The following is an 18,014-nucleotide window of genomic DNA, read 5'->3' as shown; positions in this document are numbered from 1 at the left end:
GTCGGTCAGGCCTCCGTTCCGGGGGTCTCCGCCGGAGCAGCGGCAGCGGCCTCGGCCTTGGGGGCCTCGGCAGCGGCGCTCTGCTGCGGCTTGCGGCCGCGGCCGCCACGCTCGCCACCGCGACGCGGGCGGTCGTTGCCGCCACCGCGAGCCGGGCGGTTACCCGCACGGGCGGCGGCGTTCTCGGCGCGCACCTCGGCGATGTTCTTGACGTCGCCCTTGTAGATCCAGACCTTCACGCCGATACGGCCGAAGGTGGTCTTGGCCTCGAAGAAGCCGTAGTCGACGTTCGCGCGGAGCGTGTGCAGGGGCACGCGGCCCTCGCGGTAGAACTCCGAGCGGGACATCTCGGCGCCGCCGAGACGGCCACCACACTGGATCTTGATGCCCTTGGCGCCGGCCTTCATCGTCGACTGCATGCTCTTACGCATGGCGCGACGGAAGGAGACGCGGGACGACAGCTGCTCGGCGACGGCCTGGGCCACCAGCTGAGCATCGGTCTCGGGGTTCTTGACCTCGAGGATGTTCAGCTGGACCTGCTTGCCGGTCAGCTTCTCCAGCTCGCCGCGGATGCGGTCCGCCTCGGCGCCGCGGCGGCCGATGACGATGCCCGGACGAGCGGTGTGGATGTCAACGCGGACGCGCTCACGGGTGCGCTCGATCTCCACCTTGGAGATACCGGCGCGCTCCATGCCCTTCGTCATCATGCGACGAATGGCGACGTCTTCCTTGACGTAGTCCTTGTACAGCTTGTCGGCGTACCAGCGCGACTTGAAGTCGGTGGTGATGCCGAGCCGGAACCCGTGCGGGTTTACCTTCTGGCCCATTACCGGGTTCCTTCCTTGCTGCTGACGACCACGGTGATGTGGCTGGTCCGCTTGCGGATCCGGTAGGCACGGCCCTGGGCACGCGGACGGAACCGCTTCAGGGTCGGGCCCTCGTCGACGTACGCCTCGGAAATGAAGAGGCTGCCGGCGTCGGTGTGGTCGTAGTTGTGCGCGGCGTTGGCAATGGCGCTGTCCAGCACCTTGCCCACCGGCACGCTCGCGGCCTGCGGGGCGAAACGCAGGACCGCCTGAGCCTCCGTGGCATCCATGCCACGGATAAGGTCCACCACGCGGCGGGCCTTCATGGGCGTGACGCGGATGTACCGCGCCTGGGCCCTGGCTTCCATGGTTGTCCCTTCGGTGTCAGTCATAGTCTTCGCACTCCGCCGATCAACGACGCCGCGACTTGCGGTCGTCCTTCTCGTGGCCGCGGAAGGTGCGGGTCGGCGCAAACTCGCCGAGCTTGTGGCCGACCATCGACTCGGTGACGAACACCGGGACGTGCTTGCGGCCGTCATGCACCGCGATCGTGTGGCCGAGCATGGCCGGGACGATCATGGAGCGGCGGGACCAGGTCTTGATGACGTTCTTGGTGCCGGCTTCGTTCTGGACATCCACCTTCTTGCTCAGGTGGTCGTCGACGAAGGGCCCCTTCTTGAGACTGCGCGGCATCTAAACCCGCTCCTAGCGCTTCTTGTTCGTCTTGCGGCGGCGGACGATGTACTTGTTGCTGGCCTTCTTCGGCGAGCGAGTACGACCCTCCTTCTGGCCCCAGGGCGAGACCGGGTGGCGACCACCGGAGGTCTTGCCCTCACCACCACCGTGCGGGTGGTCGACCGGGTTCATCACGACACCACGCACGGTCGGGCGGACGCCCTTCCAGCGCATACGGCCGGCCTTGCCCCAGTTGATGTTCGACTGCTCGGCGTTGCCGACCTCGCCGACGGTGGCGCGGCAGCGCACGTCGACCAGGCGGATCTCACCGGACGGCATACGAAGGTGGGCCATCGCGCCCTCCTTCGCCAGCAGCTGCACGGAGGCACCGGCCGAGCGGGCGAACTTCGCACCGCCGCCCGGACGCAGCTCGATCGCGTGGATCGTCGTACCCACGGGGATGTGACGCAGCGGCAGGTTGTTACCCGGCTTGATGTCGGCGCCAGGGCCGTTCTCAATCCGGGCACCCTGGACCAGGCCACGGGGCGCGATGATGTAGCGCTTCTCGCCGTCTGCGTAGTGCAGCAGCGCGATGCGCGCGGTGCGGTTGGGGTCGTACTCGATGTGCGCGACCTTGGCCGGCACGCCGTCCTTGTCGTGCCGACGGAAGTCGATCACGCGGTAGGCGCGCTTGTGGCCACCACCCTGGTGGCGAGTGGTCACACGACCGGCGTTGTTACGGCCGCCCTTGCTGTGCAGCGGGCGGACCAGCGACTTCTCCGGCGTGGACCGCGTGATCTCGACAAAGTCGGCGACGCTGGAGCCACGACGGCCCGGGGTCGTCGGCTTGTACTTGCGGATACCCATTTCTCAGTCCTCGTCCGATTCCGGACGACTCGGACTCCGTTAGGAGACCGGGCCGCCGAAGATGTCGATACGGTCGCCCTCGGCGAGGGTCACGATGGCGCGCTTGGTGTTGGCGCGCTTGCCGAAACCGGTGCGGGTGCGCTTGCGCTTGCCCTGCCGGTTGATCGTGTTGACCCCGGTGACCTTGACCGAGAAGACCGCCTGGACGGCCTGCTTGATCTGGGTCTTGTTGGCGCGCGGGTCGACGATGAACGTGTACTTGTTCTCGTCCAGCAGCGCGTAGCTCTTCTCGGAGACGACCGGCTTGACGAGAACGTCACGCGGGTCCGAGAGCGACTTGCTCAGCGGCGTGGGCTCGACGGCCACGGGGGCCTTCGCAGCCTTGGCGATACGCGCTGCCTTGGCGGCCTTGGCGGCCTTGGAGGCAATGCTGGGGTGACGCGCAGCCATCAGGCCTCGCTCCCTTCGGTCTCAGTGGCCTTGGGGCCAGACACGAAGGACTCGAAGGCGGCCTTGGTGAAGACCACGTCGTCGGAGACGAGCACGTCGTACGTGTTCAGCTGGCCCGGCTCCAGGATGTGAACCTGGGGCAGGTTGCGGGCGGAGAACCACGCGGCCTCGTCGCTGCGCTCGGCGACCAGGAGCACGTTCTTGCGCTCGCTGACCTTGCCGAGGAGAGCCTTGGCGGCCTTCGTGGAGATCGCGCCGTCGACCACGTCGGAGACGACGTGGATGCGGCTGTTGCGGGCCCGGTCGGTGAGGGCACCGCGCAGGGCGGCGGCCTTCATCTTCTTGGGCGTCCGCTGCGAGTAGTCACGCGGCTGCGGGCCGTGGACGATGCCACCGCCGGCGAACTGCGGCGCACGGGTCGAACCCTGGCGCGCGCGGCCGGTGCCCTTCTGGCGGTACGGCTTCTTGCCACCGCCGCGGACCTCGCCGCGAGTCTTGGTCTTGTGCGTGCCCTGACGGGCAGCGGCCAGCTGGGCGACAACGACCTGGTGGATCAGCGGGATGCTGACCTTGGCGTCGAAGATCTCCGCGGGGAGCTCGACGGTCCCGGCCTTGTCGCCTGCCGGCGAAAGGATGTCAATGGTGCTCATCGGTTACCTCAGGCCCCCTTGGCCGCGGTACGGACCAGGACGAGGCCGCCGTTCGGACCAGGAACTGCGCCCTTGATGAGCAGCAGGCCCTTCTCCGCGTCAACGGCGTGGACGGTCAGGTTCTGGGTGGTGACCCGCTCATTGCCCATACGGCCGGCCATCCGCATGCCCTTGAACACGCGGCCCGGGGTGGCACAGCCACCGATGGAACCAGGCTTACGGTGCACGCGGTGGGCACCGTGGGAGGCCTTGCCGCCATGGAAGCCGTGACGCTTCATGACGCCGGCGAAGCCCTTGCCCTTGCTCTTGCCGGTCACGTCCACCTTGACGCCGGACTCGAAGGTCTCGGCGGTCAGCTCCTGGCCGAGGGTGTACTCGCTGGCGTCAGCGGTACGGACCTCGACGAGGTGGCGGCGGGGGGTGACGTCGGCCTTGGCGAAGTGGCCCTTGAGGGGCTTGTTCACCTTGCGCGGGTCGATCTCGCCGAAGGCGATCTGGACGGAGTCGTAACCGTCCTGGTCATTGGTGCGCACCTGGGTAACGACGCAGGGGCCGGCCTTCACCACGGTCACCGGGACGACACGGTTGTTCTCGTCCCAGACCTGGGTCATGCCGAGCTTCTCGCCCAGGATGCCCTTGATCTGCTTTGCCATCTCTTCCGCGCCTCTCAGAGCTTGATCTCGATGTCAACGCCGGCCGGAAGGTCCAGGCGCATCAGCGAGTCAACGGTCTTGGGCGTCGGGTCGAGAATGTCGATCAGGCGCTTGTGCGTGCGCATCTCGAAGTGCTCGCGCGAGTCCTTGTACTTGTGCGGCGACTTGATGACGCAGTACACGTTCTTCTCAGTGGGCAGCGGCACCGGGCCCGCGACCGACGCACCAGTGCGGGTCACCGTCTCGACGATCTTCTTCGCCGAGGAGTCGATGACCTCGTGGTCGTAGGCCTTGAGCCGGATGCGGATCTTCTGTCCCGCCATGGCTACTGTGTAGTCCTTTGTCTCGTAACGCTCTGGGACCCGGTGCGCTGTGCTCCGTGCGGAACACCGTCCTACCTCCGACCCACGCGGTCGGGCGTGTCGCACCCCTTCTCGTAAATCTCCACAGGGGAGATCCTTCGAGAAGGAGATTGTGGGGGAAGAACACCCACCGGGCGCCTGGCCGGTACCCCGCTGACGCTTCCCGGAAGATTCCCGTACTTCCGCCCCTGCATCTCGCGATACACAACCTGGGACGACGAATACCTGGGACTCGCTTCCGGTCCTCCCGGCGGGAGGCGCGCAGCATCGGCACTCAACCGAGCAACCTGGACAGTGTGCCACACGCGGGATGCCTAAGGCCAATCGGGGCCCAACTGTCAAGGAGCCCCGCCCACCTGATGGTGGACGGGGCTCCTCGCGGCTCCTTGGAGCTACCGGGTCAACCGGATCAACTTACTTGTTGATCTTGGTGACCTGGCCGGCGCCGACGGTCCGGCCACCCTCACGGATGGCGAACTTCAGGCCCTCCTCCATGGCGACCGGCTGGATCAGCTGGACCGACATCTCGGTGTTGTCGCCCGGCATGACCATCTCGGTGCCCTCGGGGAGGGTCACAACACCGGTCACGTCAGTCGTACGGAAGTAGAACTGCGGACGGTAGTTGTTGAAGAACGGCGTGTGGCGGCCACCCTCGTCCTTGGAGAGGATGTAGGCCTGCGCCTCGAACTCGGTGTGCGGGGTGACCGAGCCCGGCTTGATGATGACCTGGCCGCGCTCGACGTCCTCGCGCTTGATACCGCGAAGCAGCAGACCGACGTTCTCACCGGCCTGGCCCTCGTCGAGGAGCTTCCGGAACATCTCGATACCGGTGACCGTGGTGGTGGTCTTCTCGGTCTTGATGCCGATGATGTCGACGGTCTCGTTGACCTTGAGGACACCACGCTCGATACGACCGGTGACAACGGTGCCACGGCCGGTGATCGTGAAGACGTCCTCGATCGGCATCAGGAACGGCTTGTCGACGTCGCGCTCGGGCTGCGGGATCGACTCGTCGACGGCCTTCATCAGGTCGAGGACGGAGTTGCCCCACTCCTTGTCGCCCTCGAGCGCCTTGAGCGCCGAGACCTTGACGACCGGAACGTCGTCGCCGGGGAACTCGTACTCGGAGAGGAGCTCACGGACCTCGAGCTCGACGAGCTCCAGGATCTCCTCGTCGTCCACCATGTCGGCCTTGTTCAGGGCGACGACGATGTACGGAACGCCGACCTGGCGGGCCAGGAGCACGTGCTCCTTGGTCTGCGGCATCGGACCATCGGTCGCGGCGACCACGAGGATCGCGCCGTCCATCTGGGCGGCACCGGTGATCATGTTCTTGATGTAGTCCGCGTGACCCGGGCAGTCGACGTGGGCGTAGTGACGCGACTCGGTCTGGTACTCGACGTGCGCGATGGAGATGGTGATACCGCGCTGGCGCTCCTCGGGAGCCTTGTCGATCTGGTCGAAGGCCGAGGCCTCGTTCAGGTCCGGGTACGCGTCGTGCAGCACCTTGGTAATGGCGGCCGTGAGGGTCGTCTTACCGTGGTCAATGTGACCGATGGTGCCGATGTTGACGTGCGGCTTAGTCCGCTCGAACTTCGCCTTCGCCACTGGGGTCCTCCTGTGGAGTGGTTCTGTACGCCTTACTCATCGGCGCCAGGTGATCTTTGCTGGGGTGCCGGCTGACGGGGCAATCCTCACGGTTTGCGGGGATTGCCCCATCAGACGGTGTCAAGCCTAAAGCGTGTTCCGACTCTCGGGAGACGGAGCTACTCGCCCTTGGCCTTCGCGATGATCTCCTCGGCGACGTTCCGCGGAACCTCGGCGTAGGAGTCGAACTGCATCGAGTAGCTTGCGCGACCCGACGTCTTGCTGCGGAGGTCTCCGACGTAGCCGAACATCTCCGAGAGCGGGACCAGGCCCGTGACGAGCTTGGCGCCGCTGCGGTCCTCCATGGACTGGATCTGACCACGACGCGAGTTGATGTCGCCGATCACATCGCCCATGTAGTCCTCGGGCGTGGTGACCTCGACCTTCATCATCGGCTCGAGCAGGGCCGGGCTGGCCTTGCGGGCGGCCTCCTTGAAGGCCATCGAACCGGCGATCTTGAAGGCCATTTCCGACGAGTCGACCTCGTGGAACGCACCGTCGAGAAGGGTGACCTTGACGCCCGTCAGCGGGTAGCCGGCGAGCACGCCGAACTCCATGGCCTCCTGGCAGCCCGCGTCCACGGACGGGATGTACTCCCGCGGGATGCGGCCACCGGTGACCTTGTTCTCGAACTCGTAACCGTCGCCCTCGAGGGGCGCGATCGCGATCTGCACCTTCGCGAACTGGCCGGAACCACCAGTCTGCTTCTTGTGCGTGTAGTCGAGACGCTCGACGGCCTTGCGCAGGGTCTCGCGGTAGGCCACCTGCGGCTTACCGACGTTGGCCTCGACCCGGAACTCACGCTTCATACGGTCGACCAGCACGTCGAGGTGCAGCTCGCCCATACCCGCGATGATGGTCTGGCCGGTCTCCTCGTCGGTGTGCACCTGGAACGAGGGGTCCTCTTCGGCGAGTCGCTGGATGGCGACACCCAGCTTCTCCTGGTCGCCCTTGGACTTGGGCTCGATGGCGACCTGGATGACCGGGGCCGGGAACTCCATCGACTCCAGGATGACCGGGTGACCGGCGTCGCAGAGGGTCTCACCGGTGGTGGTCTGCTTCAGACCCATGACGGCGACGATGTCACCGGCACCCACCGACTCGATCTCCTCACGCTTGTTCGCGTGCATCCGGTAGATCTTGCCGATGCGCTCCTTCTTGCCCTTCACCGAGTTCTGCACCTGCGAGCCGGCCTCAAGGCGGCCCGAGTACACCCGGATGAAGGTGAGCTTGCCCAGGTGGGGGTCGCTCGCAATCTTGAACGCGAGGGCGGCCAGCGGCTCGTCCTCGGACGGCTTGCGGGAGACGACCTCCTCCGGGTTGTTGACCGCGTGGCCCTCAATGGCCTCGACGTCCAACGGGGAGGGGAGGTAGCGCACGACCGCGTCGAGCAGGGGCTGAACGCCCTTGTTCTTGAACGCGGTACCGCAGAACACCGGGGTGACGGTGGTGTTCTCGGCCTTGCCGGAAGCGATCGTGATACGGCGGATCGCCGCGTACAGCTGCTCCTCGGTGGGCTCCTGGCCCTCGAGGTACAGCTCCATGATCTCTTCGTCGTTCTCGGCGACGGTCTCGAGCAGCTTGCCGCGCCACTCGTCGGCGGCCTCGGCGTGCGTGGCCGGGATGTCGACGGTGTCGTACATCTCGCCCTTGGCAGCCTCGGCCGACCAGACCAGGGCCTTCATCTTCACGAGGTCGACGACGCCCTTGAAGTCCATCTCGGTGCCGATCGGCAGCTGCATCACGATCGGAACCGCGCCAAGGCGGTCCTCGATCATGTCGACGCAGCGGTGGAACTCGGCACCCGTACGGTCGAGCTTGTTGACGAAGCAGATACGCGGCACGCCGTAGCGGTCCGCCTGACGCCAGACAGTCTCGGACTGGGGCTCGACACCGGCGACGCCGTCGAACACCGTCACCGCACCGTCGAGCACGCGCAGCGAACGCTCCACCTCGACGGTGAAGTCGACGTGGCCCGGCGTGTCGATGATGTTGATGGTGTTGTCGACGTTTTCCAGCGGCCAGTGGCAGGTCGTCGCGGCAGACGTGATCGTGATGCCGCGCTCCTGCTCCTGCTCCATCCAGTCCATCGTGGCAGCGCCGTCGTGGACTTCACCGATCTTGTAAGAGACACCGGTGTAGAACAGGATCCGCTCGGTGGTGGTCGTCTTGCCCGCGTCGATGTGGGCCATGATCCCGATGTTGCGGACCTTGGCCAGGTCAAGCGAAGTGGTGGCCATAGTGGCTCAATCTTCTCTCGGTCTCGATGTGGGTTGCGACTACCAGCGGTAGTGCGCGAAGGCCTTGTTGGACTCGGCCATCTTGTGCGTGTCCTCGCGCTTCTTGACCGAAGCGCCGAGGCCGTTGGAGGCGTCGAGCAGTTCGTTCATGAGGCGCTCGGTCATGGTCTTCTCGCGGCGGGCGCGGGAGTAGCCCACGAGCCAGCGGAGCGAGAGAGTCGCGGCACGGCCGGGCTTGACCTCGACCGGGACCTGGTAGGTCGCGCCACCGACGCGGCGGGACTTGACCTCAAGGGTCGGCTTGATGTTCTCGAGCGCGCGCTTGAGCGTGATGACCGGGTCGTTGCCGGTCTTCTCGCGCAGACCCTCCATGGCGCCGTAAACGATGCGCTCAGCGGTGGAGCGCTTGCCGTTCAGCAGAACCTTGTTGATGAGGGAGGTCACCAGAGGAGAGCCGTAGACCGGGTCGATGATGACCGGGCGCTTCGGGGCGGGGCCCTTACGAGGCATTCTTACTTCTCCTTCTTGGCGCCGTAGCGGCTGCGAGCCTGCTTGCGGTTCTTGACGCCCTGCGTGTCGAGGGAGCCGCGGATGATCTTGTACCGAACACCCGGCAGGTCCTTCACACGGCCGCCACGCACGAGCACGATCGAGTGCTCCTGCAGGTTGTGGCCCTCACCCGGAATGTAAGCGGTGACCTCGATCCCGCTGGTCAGACGCACACGCGCGACCTTACGCAGGGCCGAGTTCGGCTTCTTCGGGGTGGTCGTGAAAACACGCGTGCAGACGCCACGGCGCTGGGGGGAACCCTCAAGCGCGGGCGTCTTGTTCTTCTCGACCTTGTCCTGCCGGCCCTTGCGGACCAGCTGCTGGATCGTAGGCACCGTTTCTCCGGTTTCTGTGTGCCAGTCTCGGTAAAGCTAACCTGGAACATTCACCGACCCACGCGGTCGGGTGTGTCGAATACTGCAGACCGACCTCGCTGGAACGAGGGAGGCGGCAGATTGCGGTGTCAAAACCTGGCTTCCGCGCTGATGGCGACTCCCGGCCTAGGCTGGGGGAGATTGCGCGCACGGCAGCCCAGGGACACCCCAGGCACAAGGTCAGAGCGTACCTACCGCATGGGCTGCGGTCAAAACAAATGCACACGCGAAGGACACGCCGGACTCCTCACGGCGTTGCGGCCACCGTAGTGGGATCCATCGCCGTACGGAAGAAGGCAACACGCCGCCGGCACCGGCCCCGGCCACCGGACGGCGGGGGCCGCACACCGCCATGATCCTTCCCCCTGCCTCGGGGCACGGGAGGCGCCCCCGCCCCGGCGGCCCGGCGTCCGCTCAGTTCACCGCGGCCAGCAGCACGAACACCAGGAAGAACAGCGCCCACGCGCCGATGCCCAGCCAGCCCAGCACCAGACCGGCGATGGCCTGGCCGTCGCCACGCTCGCCCGTCCGACGGATCTCGGCGCGCGCCTTGTGGCCCAGGATCACGGCCGGAATCGCCGTCAGCCCCCATGTCATCGGCGCCATGATCCCGCAGACCAGGGCGCCCGTGGCCGAGCTGTTCGTATGCACCGGCATCGGCATCTGCATGGGCATCGGCATGAACGTCGCCGGCACCCTCGGCTGGAACTGCGCCTGCGGCACCGGCCCCTGGGGCAGGTCCGCGACCAGCATCTGCAACTCGGAGTGGGTCTGCGCCTGGTAGGCGCGGGTGATCCGCTGCTCGTACTCCGTCTGGCCGAGCCGTCCTTCGGCAAAGCCCGCCTTCAGCACATCGACCGCACGTTCACGATCGGCGTGCGAAGCGCGCATCGCCGGCACCTGATGCGGCTGAGCGGGCTGGCCACCCTGCCACGGCTGGAATGCCACTTCGCGAACCTCCCCCGCTCGACAGTTCCCTCTATCTTCTCATCACAGACGCAGCAATGGGGGGACAAGTTCCCCCGGTTGCAGGGTGGTACGACACGGTCCGGGAACGCCGCAGGGCGGCCACCCCGAGTGGGATGACCGCCCTGTCGCGTTGCTGTCGCCTACTGGTTGTACGGACCGTAGTCGTAGTCCTCCAGCGGGACCGCCTGGCCGGAGCCGGTGCCGAAGGGCGAGTAGTCGATGTCGTCGTAACCGACGGCCGAGTACATCGCGGCCTTGGCCTCCTCGGTGGGCTCGACCCGGATGTTGCGGTAGCGGGACAGGCCCGTACCGGCCGGGATGAGCTTACCGATGATGACGTTCTCCTTGAGGCCGATCAGGGAGTCCGACTTGGCGTTGATCGCCGCGTCGGTGAGCACCCGGGTCGTCTCCTGGAAGGACGCCGCCGACAGCCAGGACTCGGTGGCCAGCGAAGCCTTGGTGATACCCATCAGCTGCGGACGGCCGGAGGCCGGGTGGCCGCCTTCCGCCACGACCCGACGGTTCTCGCCCTCGAACTTCGTGCGCTCCACGAGCTCGCCCGGCAGCAGCTCGGCGTCGCCGGACTCGATGATCGTCACACGGCGCAGCATCTGCCGGATGATGATCTCGATGTGCTTGTCGTGGATCGCCACGCCCTGGCTGTTGTAGACCTTCTGGACCTCGCCGACCAGGTGGACCTGGACGGCACGCTGGCCGAGGATCCGCAGCACGTCGTGCGGGTTGATCGCACCCACGGTCAGCGGCTGGCCGACCTGGACGTGATCGCCCTCGCCCACCAGGAGACGGGCACGCTTGGAGACGCCGTAAGCCGTCTCGTCGCTGCCGTCGTCCGGCGTGACGACGACCTTCTTGGTCTTCTCGGTCTCCTCGATGCGAACCCGGCCGGCCGCCTCCGAGATCGGGGCGACACCCTTGGGCGTACGGGCCTCGAAGAGCTCGACGACACGCGGCAGACCCAGGGTGATGTCGTCACCGGCCACACCACCGGTGTGGAAGGTACGCATCGTCAGCTGGGTGCCGGGCTCACCGATGGACTGGGCGGCGATGATGCCGACCGCCTCACCGATGTCGACCAGCTTGCCGGTGGCCAGCGAACGGCCGTAGCAGAAGGCACAGGTGCCGACCGCGGACTCACAGGTCAGGACCGAGCGGGTCTTGACCTCCTCGACGCCGTGCACGACCAGCTGGTCGATGAGCACGTCACCGAGGTCGACGTTGGCCGAGGCGATGACCTTGCCGTCGACGACAACGTCCTCGGCGAGCATCCGCGCGTACACGGAGGACTCGACGTCGTCCGCCTTGCGCAGGACACCGTCGGCGCCCTTCGAGGCGATCCGCAGCTTGAGGCCGCGCTCGGTGCCGCAGTCCTCCTCGCGGATGATGACGTCCTGCGAGACGTCCACCAGACGACGGGTCAGGTAACCCGAGTCGGCGGTACGCAGGGCGGTGTCCGCCAGACCCTTACGGGCACCGTGCGTGGAGATGAAGTACTCCAGCACGGACAGACCCTCACGGAACGACGCCTTGATGGGCCGCGGGATGGTCTCGTTCTTGGCGTTGGACACCAGACCACGCATACCCGCGATCTGACGCATCTGCATCATGTTTCCGCGAGCACCGGAGTCCACCATCATGAAGATGGGGTTGGTCTTCGGGAAGTTCTCATTCATCGCCTCGGCAACCTCGTTGGTCGCCTTGGTCCAGATGTTGATGAGCTCCTGCGTGCGCTCGTCCTTGGTGATCAGACCGCGCTCGTACTGCTTCTGGACCTTCTCGTCCTGGGCCTCGTAGCCCTGGACGATGGCCTTCTTGGCCTCCGGGACGACGATGTCCGAAACGGCGACGGTGACGCCGGAACGGGTCGCCCAGTGGAAACCGGCCGCCTTCAGGTTGTCGAGCGTCGCCGCCACGATGACCTTGGGGTAGCGCTCGGCCAGGTCGTTGACGATCGCGGAGAGCTGCTTCTTGCCCACCGAGTAGTCGACGAACGGGTAGTCCTCGGGCAGCAGCTCGTTGAAGAGCGCACGGCCCAGGGTCGTCCGCAGCCGGAAGCTGTCACCCTGCTGCCACTCGCTCGCGGCGAAGCCCTCGGACTCGTCCGCGGCCGGCGGGGTCCAGCCACGGGGCGGGACGGTGCCGATCGGGAAGCGGATGTCGACCTTCGCCTGGAGCGACAGCTCACGCGCGTCGAAGGCCATGATGGCCTCGGCGACGGATCCGAAGGACCGGCCTTCGCCCTTGACCTCGCGCTCCTCCTCATCCGTGGTGAGGAAGAAGAGACCGAGCACCATGTCCTGGGTCGGCATGGTGACCGGACGGCCGTCGGCCGGCTTGAGGATGTTGTTCGAGGACAGCATCAGGATGCGGGCCTCGGCCTGGGCCTCCGCGGACAGCGGGAGGTGGACGGCCATCTGGTCACCGTCGAAGTCCGCGTTGAACGCGGTGCAGACGAGCGGGTGAATCTGAATGGCCTTGCCCTCGACCAGCTGCGGCTCGAAGGCCTGGATGCCCAGACGGTGCAGGGTGGGCGCACGGTTCAGCAGCACCGGGTGCTCGGCGATGACCTCTTCGAGGACGTCGTACACGACGGTGCGGCCACGCTCGACCATGCGCTTCGCCGACTTGATGTTCTGCGCGTGGTTCAGGTCGACCAGGCGCTTCATCACGAACGGCTTGAAGAGCTCCAGCGCCATGGCCTTGGGCAGACCGCACTGGTGCAGCTTGAGCTGCGGGCCGACGACGATGACGGAACGCGCCGAGTAGTCGACTCGCTTACCGAGCAGGTTCTGACGGAAGCGGCCCTGCTTGCCCTTGAGCATGTCGGACAGCGACTTCAGCGGACGGTTGCCCGGGCCGGTGACCGGACGGCCACGACGACCGTTGTCGAAGAGGGCGTCCACGGCCTCCTGGAGCATGCGCTTCTCGTTGTTCACGATGATCTCGGGCGCACCGAGGTCGAGAAGCCGCTTCAGGCGGTTGTTGCGGTTGATCACACGGCGGTACAGGTCGTTCAGGTCGGAGGTCGCGAAGCGGCCACCGTCCAGCTGCACCATCGGACGCAGGTCCGGCGGGATCACCGGGATGCAGTCCAGCACCATGCCCTTGGGGCTGTTGCGGGTCTGCAGGAAGGCGGAGACGACCTTGAGGCGCTTGAGCGCACGGGTCTTCTTCTGGCCCTTGCCGGTACGGATGATCTCGCGGAGGCGCTCGGCCTCCTCTTCGAGGTCGAAGGTCTCCAGGCGCTTCTGCAGAGCAGCGGCGCCCATGGAGCCGTCGAAGTACGTGCCGAAGCGGTCACGCAGCTCGCGGTAGAGCAGCTCGTCGCCCTCCAGGTCCTGGACCTTGAGGTTCTTGAAGCGGTTCCAGACCTCGTCGAGACGGTCGATCTCGCGCTGCGCACGGTCGCGCAGCTGCTTCATCTCGCGCTCGGCACCCTCGCGCACCTTGCGGCGCACATCGGCCTTGGCGCCCTCGGCCTCCAGCTCGGCCAGGTCGGTCTCGAGCTTCTTGGCGCGGGCCTCCAGGTCGGAGTCGCGGCGCTGCTCGATCTGCTGGCGCTCGACGGAGACGTGAGCCTCCAGCGAGGGCAGATCGCGGGTGCGGCGCTCCTCGTCCACCCACGTGATCATGTAGGCGGCGAAGTAGATGACCTTCTCGAGGTCCTTGGGGGCGAGGTCCAGCAGGTAGCCCAGCCGGCTCGGCACGCCCTTGAAGTACCAGATGTGGGTAACGGGAGCGGCAAGCTCGATGTGACCCATCCGCTCACGACGCACCTTGGCGCGAGTGACCTCGACGCCACAGCGCTCGCAGATGATGCCCTTGAAGCGGACGCGCTTGTACTTACCGCAGTAGCACTCCCAGTCCCGGGTCGGACCGAAGATCTTCTCGCAGAAGAGTCCGTCCTTTTCGGGCTTGAGGGTGCGGTAGTTGATCGTCTCCGGCTTCTTGACCTCGCCGTGCGACCACTGACGGATGTCGTCAGCGGTGGCGAGGCCGATCCGCAGCTCGTCGAAGAAGTTGACGTCGAGCACTGTCGTCAATCCCACCTTCGGGGGTTCCCCCGACAATTTCGCTGCCAGGGTCGAGTCTCAATCTTGGTCTGACTGGGGGTCCGGGGTTAGCCGGGGCCTTGGATCACAAGGCCCCGGCCAGACCCGTCAGACCTCTTCGACGCTGCTCGGCTCGCGCCGGGACAGGTCGATACCGAGCTCCTCCGCGGCGCGGAAGACGTCCTCGTCGGTGTCGCGCATCTCGATGGACATGCCGTCCGAGGACAGCACCTCCACGTTGAGGCACAGGGACTGCATCTCCTTGATGAGCACCTTGAAGGACTCGGGGATGCCGGGCTCGGGGATGTTCTCGCCCTTGACGATGGCCTCGTAGACCTTCACGCGGCCGGTCACGTCATCGGACTTGATCGTCAGCAGCTCCTGGAGGGCGTACGCGGCGCCGTAAGCCTCCAGCGCCCACACCTCCATCTCACCGAAGCGCTGGCCACCGAACTGAGCCTTACCACCCAGCGGCTGCTGGGTGATCATCGAGTACGGACCGGTCGAGCGCGCGTGCAGCTTGTCGTCGACCAGGTGGTGGAGCTTGAGGATGTACATGTAGCCGACGGAGATCGGGTCCGGGAACGGCTCGCCGGAGCGGCCGTCGAACAGCCGCGCCTTGCCGGAGCCCTTCACCATGCGCTCGCCGTCGCGGTTCGGGATCGTCGACTCGAAGAGACCGGAGATCTCGTCCTCGCGCGCACCGTCGAACACCGGGGTGGCGACGTTGGAGCCGGGGGCGACCTCGTCGGCGGAAATCGCGTGCAGACGCTTCTTCCACTCCTCGTCGACGCCCTCGACCTTCCAGCCCTGGCTGGCGAGCCAGCCCAGGTGGATCTCCAGGACCTGTCCCGGGTTCATTCGGGACGGGACACCCAGCGGGTTGAGGATGATGTCGACCGGGGTGCCGTCCTCGAGGAACGGCATGTCCTCGACCGGCAGGATCTTCGAGATGACACCCTTGTTGCCGTGCCGGCCGGCGAGCTTGTCACCGTCGGTGATCTTGCGCTTCTGCGCGACGTAGACGCGGACCAGCTGGTTCACGCCCGGGGGCAGCTCGTCGCCCTCTTCGCGGTCGAAGACGCGGACGCCGATGACCTTGCCGATCTCACCGTGCGGCACCTTCAGCGAGGTGTCGCGCACCTCGCGCGCCTTCTCACCGAAGATCGCGCGGAGCAGGCGCTCCTCGGGGGTCAGCTCGGTCTCACCCTTGGGCGTGACCTTGCCGACGAGGATGTCGCCGGCGACGACCTCGGCACCGATGCGGATGATGCCGCGCTCGTCGAGGTCGGAGAGGACCTCCTCGGAGACGTTCGGGATGTCCCGGGTGATCTCCTCGGGGCCGAGCTTGGTGTCACGGGCGTCGACCTCGTGCTCCTCGATGTGGATCGAGGAGAGGACGTCGTCCTGCACGAGGCGCTGCGACAGGATGATCGCGTCCTCGTAGTTGTGGCCCTCCCACGGCATGAACGCGACGAGCAGGTTCTTGCCGAGCGCCATCTCGCCTTCGTCCGTGGACGGACCGTCGGCGAGGACCTGGCCCTCGATGACCCGCGCGCCCTCGTCCACGACGACCTTCTGGTTGAAGGAGGTGCCCTGGTTGGAGCGGGTGAACTTGGCGACGCGGTACGTGGTGTACGTGCCGTCGTCGTTGGCAACGGTGATGTAGTCCGCGGAGACCTCCTGGACCACACCGTCCTTCTCCGCCTTGATGACGTCACCGGCGTCGACCGCGCAGCGGTACTCCATACCGGTGCCGACCAGCGGGGACTCCGCCTTGATCAGCGGAACGGCCTGGCGCATCATGTTCGATCCCATGAGCGCGCGGTTGGCGTCGTCGTGCTCGAGGAACGGGATCATGGCGGTCGCGGCCGACACCATCTGGCGCGGCGAGACGTCCATGAAGTCGACCTCTTCGACGGTGACGAGGTCGACCTCGCCGCCGCGGCGGCGGACCAGCACACGCTGCTCGGCGAACCGCATGTCCTCGGTCAGCGGCGCGTTGGCCTGCGCGATCAGGAAGCGGTCCTCCTCATCGGCGGTGAGGTAGTCCACCTCCTCGGTGACCTGACCGTCGACGACCTTGCGGTACGGGGTCTCGATGAAGCCGAAGACGTTGACCCGGCCGTAGGACGCGAGCGAACCGATCAGACCGATGTTGGGACCTTCGGGGGTCTCGATCGGGCACATGCGGCCGTAGTGCGACGGGTGCACGTCACGGACGTCCAGGCCGGCCCGCTCACGGGAGAGACCACCCGGGCCCAGCGCCGACAGACGGCGCTTGTGGGTCAGACCCGACAGCGGGTTGGTCTGGTCCATGAACTGGGACAGCTGGCTGGTGCCGAAGAACTCCTTGATGGAGGCGACGACCGGCCGGATGTTGATCAGGGTCTGCGGCGTGATCGCCTCGACGTCCTGAGTGGTCATGCGCTCGCGCACGACGCGCTCCATACGGGCGAGACCCGTACGGACCTGGTTCTGGATGAGCTCGCCGACGTTGCGCAGACGACGGTTGCCGAAGTGGTCGATGTCGTCGGTCTCGACGACGATCTCCCGGCCGCTCTCGCCCATCGTCTCGGTCTCACCGGCGTGCAGCTTCACCAGGTACTTGATCGTGGCGATGATGTCGTCGGTGGTGAGCACACCGGCGTCCAGCGGCTCGTCGCCGCCGAGCTTCTTGTTGACCTTGTAGCGGCCGACCTTCGCGAGGTCGTAGCGCTTGGGGTTGAAGTAGAGGTTCTCGAGCAGCGTCTGCGCGGCCTCACGGGTCGGCGGCTCGCCCGGACGCAGCTTGCGGTAGATGTCGAGCAGCGCGTCGTCCTGGCCCTGGGTGTGGTCCTTCTCCAGGGTGGCGCGCATGGACTCGTACTCGCCGAACTCCTCCAGGATCTGCTCGGTCGTCCAACCGAGAGCCTTGAGCAGAACGGTCACGGACTGCTTGCGCTTGCGGTCGATGCGCACACCGACCATGTCGCGCTTGTCGATCTCCATCTCCAGCCAGGCACCCCGGGACGGGATGATCTTGGCGGAGAAGATGTCCTTGTCGGACGTCTTGTCGATGGAGCTGTCGAAGTAGACGCCCGGCGAGCGGACCAGCTGCGAGACGACGACACGCTCGGTGCCGTTGATGCAGAAGGTGCCCTTGTTCGTCATGAGCGGGAAGTCGCCCATGAAGACCGTCTGGGACTTGATCTCGCCGGTCTCGTTGTTGGTGAACTCGGCGGTGACGAACAGCGGAGCCGCGTACGTGAAGTCGCGCTCCTTGCACTCGTCGATGGAGTTCTTCGGGGGCTCGAAGCGGTGGTCGCGGAACGTCAGCGACATCGACCCGGAGAAGTCTTCGATCGGGGAGATCTCTTCAAAGATCTCTTCGAGACCGGACTTGGTGGGAACTTCCTGCCCACTCTCCAGCGCAGCCTCGACGCGACCCTTCCATGCGGCATTGCCGAGCAGCCAGTCGAAGCTTTCGGTCTGCAGCGCAAGGAGGTTCGGAACCCCGAGGGGCTCCTTGATCTTCGCAAAAGAGATGCGCAGCGGGGCGGTGCTGTCGCCGTTGTTCGTATTGGCAGTCGAGGCGTTGCGCGAGGCGGCCAAGAGGGGGTCCTTCCGAGGGCTCGGACTCACTACGCGCGTACCGGTCCCGAATCGAGCAGACTGAGGGAAAGCCCAGGTCAGGGCGGATCATTCAGCTTTGCTCGGGCT

Annotated in this window: 15 protein-coding genes; all 15 read right to left on the bottom strand. The window is 66.2% G+C overall.

The genetic code is table 11. From position 1 onward, the window contains the following. Positions 1–5: 5 nt before the first annotated feature. On the bottom strand, positions 6–827 hold the full coding sequence (gene rpsC / locus FCH28_RS19225; RefSeq protein ID WP_136741296.1) for a 30S ribosomal protein S3: 822 nt from the start codon (positions 825–827) through the stop codon (positions 6–8). Further along, positions 827–1,174, bottom strand: a complete 348-nt coding sequence (rplV, locus tag FCH28_RS19220) for a 50S ribosomal protein L22 (protein WP_032926743.1) — start codon at positions 1,172–1,174, stop codon at positions 827–829. Before rplV ends, rpsC begins: the two co-directional genes overlap by 1 nt. Positions 1,175–1,217: 43 nt before the next feature. Further along, positions 1,218–1,499, bottom strand: coding sequence for a 30S ribosomal protein S19 (gene rpsS, locus FCH28_RS19215; RefSeq protein WP_014054167.1), 282 nt, complete (start codon positions 1,497–1,499; stop codon positions 1,218–1,220). Between the two features lie 12 nt (positions 1,500–1,511). Then, positions 1,512–2,348 (bottom strand): 50S ribosomal protein L2, encoded by an 837-nt coding sequence (rplB, locus tag FCH28_RS19210; RefSeq protein ID WP_136741295.1) that lies wholly within the window; start codon positions 2,346–2,348, stop codon positions 1,512–1,514. A gap of 39 nt (positions 2,349–2,387) precedes the next feature. Further along, on the bottom strand, positions 2,388–2,798 hold the full coding sequence (gene rplW / locus FCH28_RS19205; RefSeq protein WP_136741294.1) for a 50S ribosomal protein L23: 411 nt from the start codon (positions 2,796–2,798) through the stop codon (positions 2,388–2,390). Beyond that, a complete protein-coding gene (gene rplD / locus FCH28_RS19200; RefSeq protein WP_136741293.1) occupies positions 2,798–3,448 on the bottom strand; it encodes a 50S ribosomal protein L4 in 651 nt (216 codons plus the stop codon). The genes rplW and rplD overlap by 1 nt, the downstream gene beginning before the upstream one ends. 8 nt (positions 3,449–3,456) lie before the next feature. Further along, on the bottom strand, positions 3,457–4,101 hold the full coding sequence (gene rplC, locus FCH28_RS19195) for a 50S ribosomal protein L3 (protein WP_031003040.1): 645 nt from the start codon (positions 4,099–4,101) through the stop codon (positions 3,457–3,459). Positions 4,102–4,115: 14 nt separating this feature from the next. After that, the gene (rpsJ, locus tag FCH28_RS19190) at positions 4,116–4,424 is read right to left on the bottom strand and encodes a 30S ribosomal protein S10 (RefSeq protein ID WP_003948644.1); all 309 of its coding nucleotides are present in this window, start codon (positions 4,422–4,424) and stop codon (positions 4,116–4,118) included. A 453-nt stretch (positions 4,425–4,877) separates the two neighbouring features. Beyond that, positions 4,878–6,071 (bottom strand): elongation factor Tu, encoded by a 1,194-nt coding sequence (gene tuf, locus FCH28_RS19185; RefSeq protein WP_136741292.1) that lies wholly within the window; start codon positions 6,069–6,071, stop codon positions 4,878–4,880. Positions 6,072–6,229: 158 nt separating this feature from the next. Further along, positions 6,230–8,350: an elongation factor G gene (gene fusA / locus FCH28_RS19180; RefSeq protein ID WP_136741291.1), complete on the bottom strand. Its 2,121-nt coding sequence runs from the start codon at positions 8,348–8,350 to the stop codon at positions 6,230–6,232. A gap of 39 nt (positions 8,351–8,389) precedes the next feature. Then, positions 8,390–8,860 (bottom strand): 30S ribosomal protein S7, encoded by a 471-nt coding sequence (gene rpsG, locus FCH28_RS19175; protein ID WP_004571813.1) that lies wholly within the window; start codon positions 8,858–8,860, stop codon positions 8,390–8,392. A gap of 2 nt (positions 8,861–8,862) precedes the next feature. Beyond that, on the bottom strand, positions 8,863–9,234 hold the full coding sequence (gene rpsL, locus FCH28_RS19170) for a 30S ribosomal protein S12 (protein ID WP_003948652.1): 372 nt from the start codon (positions 9,232–9,234) through the stop codon (positions 8,863–8,865). A 453-nt stretch (positions 9,235–9,687) separates the two neighbouring features. After that, on the bottom strand, positions 9,688–10,164 hold the full coding sequence (locus FCH28_RS19165; protein ID WP_136741499.1) for a DUF1707 and DUF4190 domain-containing protein: 477 nt from the start codon (positions 10,162–10,164) through the stop codon (positions 9,688–9,690). A 218-nt stretch (positions 10,165–10,382) separates the two neighbouring features. Then, positions 10,383–14,294 carry a DNA-directed RNA polymerase subunit beta' gene (locus tag FCH28_RS19160; protein ID WP_136741498.1) on the bottom strand — a complete coding sequence of 1,304 codons (3,912 nt, stop codon included), beginning with the start codon at positions 14,292–14,294 and terminating at the stop codon, positions 10,383–10,385. Positions 14,295–14,420: 126 nt separating this feature from the next. Continuing rightward, complete coding sequence (gene rpoB, locus FCH28_RS19155) at positions 14,421–17,906, bottom strand: DNA-directed RNA polymerase subunit beta (RefSeq protein ID WP_136741290.1); 3,486 nt, start codon at positions 17,904–17,906, stop codon at positions 14,421–14,423. Positions 17,907–18,014 lie beyond the last annotated feature (108 nt).

Origin of the sequence: Streptomyces piniterrae (assembly GCF_005048155.1) — a bacterium.
Lineage (GTDB): Bacteria > Actinomycetota > Actinomycetes > Streptomycetales > Streptomycetaceae > Streptomyces > Streptomyces piniterrae.
This window is presented reverse-complemented; position numbering and strand designations above follow the sequence as displayed.